Origin of the sequence: Streptococcus jiangjianxini (assembly GCF_040225085.1) — a bacterium.
In the GTDB taxonomy this organism is placed as follows: Bacteria; Bacillota; Bacilli; order Lactobacillales; family Streptococcaceae; genus Streptococcus; species Streptococcus jiangjianxini.
In genome coordinates, this window is sequence record NZ_JBEHGL010000038.1 from 1 (window position 1) to 4,044 (window position 4,044).

Below are 4,044 nucleotides of genomic sequence, written 5' to 3' on the forward strand. Positions count from 1 at the left end.
TGCGCATTTTTTTTATATATTGCTTTAGGTTATTTATGTCAAATTATGAATATATTTGGTTTTAAATTCTCTATATTAGGAATTATTACTTTTTTGATAGGTAGTTTCTTTTATTCTCTATATACAACTAGAAATAATGGTGTTTTTCTAATATATTCAATTATTTTATTCTTACTTAGTTTTTCATTGTCTATTTGAGGTTATAGAAACGTTATATCCCCCCCTTAAAAGCCCCACAGGGGCTTTTTTTATTTGTGTAAATAAATTTAAAATGGTTTAGAAGGCGAAATAAGGAGGAATAGAAGCGATTTAAAGTTAAGAGCAGTAATTTATGCCGAGAAAACGTTTGACGGCAAGCAGGGGCGATTTATCCTAGAAATTTGGCAAGGAGGAAAGAGCTAGGATTAACCCTTGCCCAAATTTGGATAAAGTAGCCCCTGGTTACTTGCTGTCAAAGGGAAATTGGAATAAAGGCAAGGTGTTTTTTGAATTTACGGATGAGTGATTTTATGCTATAATAGGCTATTATCTAGAGAAATCAAGATTGACCCTTAAAAATTAAATACACCCTATTTTAGGATTTTACTAATAGGGGGGTAATTAAGGACACAAGCCGTCAATCCCTCTTTTAATGGGACGGTGGTAATTTTTCAAAAGACACAAATAGTAAAAATTATAGAAAAATCAACCCATTCTTTTAAAAATCACATGAAAAAACACCTTAGATTTAAGGTGTTTTTTGTTTTTGAGATTATCGCAAAAATATGTTTTTGTTTGTGGTATACTTTTAGAGTCGCAACTTACCACTAGCGAACTTAGTTAGGAGGTGAGTGTTATGTGGTATGGGTTCCTCACCCTTGTTCTTTTTCCGTTAATAGTCAATGTGCTATCTAACTTAATAACTGAATGGCTAATCAGAAAAGAAAAAGAACGAAGCGACAAGTAAAAAATAGCCTGAGTATCCTTGAGCAAGATACAAAAAAACACCTCAGCTGCAACTGGGGTGTTTTTATTATGTGTTTCAGGTTCCTCAACCTTAAGCACCTTCAGTATATCAGCAAAAAAGCTAAAAATCAAAAATTCTTTGCCAAGGCAGGGAGGAAATGCACCCTAGACCAGCCACCTAAGGTGGCAAAGGTCAGCAGGGGTGTTTTTCTGACCATGCCTTTTAGCAATAAAAAAACGCCTTAGGCGTTATTTATTGCTTGCGAAGCTAGAAGCGAGGAAATTTCGGAGAAATTTTCGAGTTTCTTCTTATCTTGATACTTTTAGAAATAACTCACGGGCAAAAAACAACTCTCTAACACCACTTCAACCCTTGATATTATTGTTTTTTGAGCACAAAAAAAAGCTCATTTACTGCTTAAAGCTTTCGTGTTATAATTTAGGGTGCAAACAAAAAATTAATAACGAAGGAGCAGAGTACAAGCTTTAGAAAATCAAAGAAATTGAAATCTTTTTCTGTACTCACATTATAGCATGACAAATCACACCAATCAAGACCAAACTTTATCCAAAGAGGTCAATTCAAACCAAATCATACTAATTGATACGAATGCAAAAGGAAAAGACCGTAATTGGCGAGGTCGTAAAATCATGAGTTTGAAGTTGGCGGAGATGTTTAAAGAGTTAGGGTATAAGGATTCATTGATTGACCGGATACGTTCTTGTGGGGAATTATTGCAATTTATCCGACAAGAGGACGGACAATTAAAGCTTTATCAAGCTTATTTTTGTAAGAATAAATTATGCCCTATGTGTAATTGGCGACGGTCGATGAAGTATTCTTTTCAGATGTCACGTATTGTTGATGAAGCGATAAATCAAAAACCTAAAGCTCGTTTTTTGTTCTTAACTTTGACAGTTCGGAACGTGCCTGGTGAGGAGTTGCGTGAGACGTTGAACTCTTTGACTAAATCATTTGATCGTTTGTTTAAACGGGTAAAAGTGCAACGTAATTTACTGGGGTATTTACGTTCGGTTGAAGTTACTTATAACGAGATGACCAAAACCTACCATCCACATATTCATGTTTTGATGATGATTCGCCCTAATTATTTTAATGGGAAAGATAATTATATTTCACAAGAAGAATGGTGGCATTTATGGGCGAAATCGCTTAAGGTTGATTACTTACCGATTGTTGATATTCGTGTGGTCAAAGATACAGGTAAAGGAATTAACGGCGCGATTTTAGAAACAGCTAAATACCCTGTTAAACCCATGGACTTTGATTTAACGAATAAACAAGTGGTTGATGACTTGTATCAAGGTCTTTATCGAAAACGTCAGTTAGGGTTTGGCGGTCTCTTTAAAACAATCAAAAAACAGTTAGCGTTGGATAGTATCGAAGAGGGGGACTTGATACATACCACGAACGATGGTAATTTGTCGCAAGGTACACTTGTTGTTGCTATGTGGAATCAAGATAAACTTAATTATTTTATAAAAGGAGTTTAAGATGACTGAAGAAAAAACAGAAAAGAAGCGATATTACTTGTCAGAAAAAGTTGGACAAGAGGTTAAAATAGCCTTTATCGATGGCAAAATGCTTAAAGGGAAATTGTTGAAGATAACACCTTATGAATTTATTGTTGAGCTTCCTGATGACGAAACTGATACACCTGTTGTTGTGTTAAAAGGTTCTGTCAAATACATTCGTTAAAGAAAAAAAGACCAATAAAATTGGTCTTTTTTTCTTTTCGATTAATTCTGGTACCTTAGCTTTTCTTATGTTGGCAAGCATAGCATTTGTAGCCACAAACGCAAAAATCAAAGCGATAGCTCTGTCCCTAAACTCACTTCGTAGTAGCTAGGAAAGGCTATCGTTTTTTTCTTTTTGGGAAATCCCCAAACCCCTTTTAGTATTTATTTTTATAGCTTAACCCCTTTATTATATCAAAAATAAGATGGTAAAAATAGACTTGTATTTTTTTATATAAGTGTTACATTAAAAACGAGATATATCTTTGGGTTGGAAAGGAAAAAACGGAAACTATATTACTCAAAGATTTATATAACAATTAAACTGTTTTTTACTTTTGGAATCAAACAAGGAGGTAATTATGAAAAGGATTTTAAAACCTTTTGCTGTGGTTATGTTATCTTTGAGTATTGGTGGCAGTTTTATTCCTGTGTGTAATGTTTTAGCGGAAGAATATCAACATAATGTTTCGGAAAAAAGTATTAATAGCGATAGTTTGAATTTTTCTGCAGAAGAAATTGATATTATCACAGAAAATGGTAAGTATTCTTATGATGAAAAAACAACAGAAGATGCTTTAAAATTACAAAAGTATTTTGGGTATGATAAAAACGGAAATATTGTTTTAAATGCAACTAAAGAACAATTAATTGCCGATTTAGATATAACAGAAAGTCAAGCACTTGATTTGTTGAGTATTTCTGAATCGGGAGTAATGACAACGGAATATAGGGGATTTGTAGGAGTATATGTTCATTTAGGACCTAAAGTTAGAGCGATGAATGGATGGGCTGCTGGAGCTTTTGCAGGTGGATATGTTGGTTGGTATGCTAAGCAATTGGCGGCAGCTGGACCTTGGGGAGCTGGAGCAGCTACCTTAATAACAGCATCTGCAGCTGCCACTGTAAAATGGGCTGTTGAAAATGGGGTTAGAACTGTTCCAATTGGGTCTCAAATCCCTGGTTTTTCATTGTCTTATAATGTAAATGTACCTTAGGGATATTTTATGAAAAAGTTACAATTTAATGTAAAATCTGTTCTATGCGCATTTTTTTTATATATTGCTTTAGGTTATTTATGTCAAATTATGAATATATTTGGTTTTAAATTCTCTATATTAGGAATTATTACTTTTTTGATAGGTAGTTTCTTTTATTCTCTATATACAACTAGAAATAATGGTGTTTTTCTAATATATTCAATTATTTTATTCTTACTTAGTTTTTCATTGTCTATTTGAGGTTATAGAAACGTTATATCCCCCCCTTAAAAGCCCCACAGGGGCTTTTTTTATTTGTGTAAATAAATTTAAAATGGTTTAGAAGGCGAAATAAGGAGGA

The 4,044-nt window shown here is 33.5% G+C and carries 3 protein-coding genes; all 3 read left to right on the forward strand.

Going from position 1 to position 4,044, the window contains the following annotated elements; all coding sequences use genetic code 11:
* Positions 1 to 1,479: 1,479 nt before the first annotated feature.
* The 3 genes from ABP870_RS10395 (at position 1,480) to ABP870_RS10405 (ending at position 3,701) form a co-directional block, all read left to right on the forward strand.
* Positions 1,480 to 2,460: a protein rep gene (locus ABP870_RS10395; RefSeq protein ID WP_350015291.1), complete on the forward strand. Its 981-nt coding sequence runs from the start codon at positions 1,480 to 1,482 to the stop codon at positions 2,458 to 2,460.
* A gap of 1 nt (position 2,461) precedes the next feature.
* The gene (locus tag ABP870_RS10400) at positions 2,462 to 2,665 is read left to right on the forward strand and encodes a hypothetical protein (RefSeq protein ID WP_242259057.1); all 204 of its coding nucleotides are present in this window, start codon (positions 2,462 to 2,464) and stop codon (positions 2,663 to 2,665) included.
* A 400-nt stretch (positions 2,666 to 3,065) separates the two neighbouring features.
* On the forward strand, positions 3,066 to 3,701 hold the full coding sequence (locus ABP870_RS10405) for a hypothetical protein (RefSeq protein ID WP_350015292.1): 636 nt from the start codon (positions 3,066 to 3,068) through the stop codon (positions 3,699 to 3,701).
* The last annotated feature ends 343 nt before the right edge of the window (positions 3,702 to 4,044 follow it).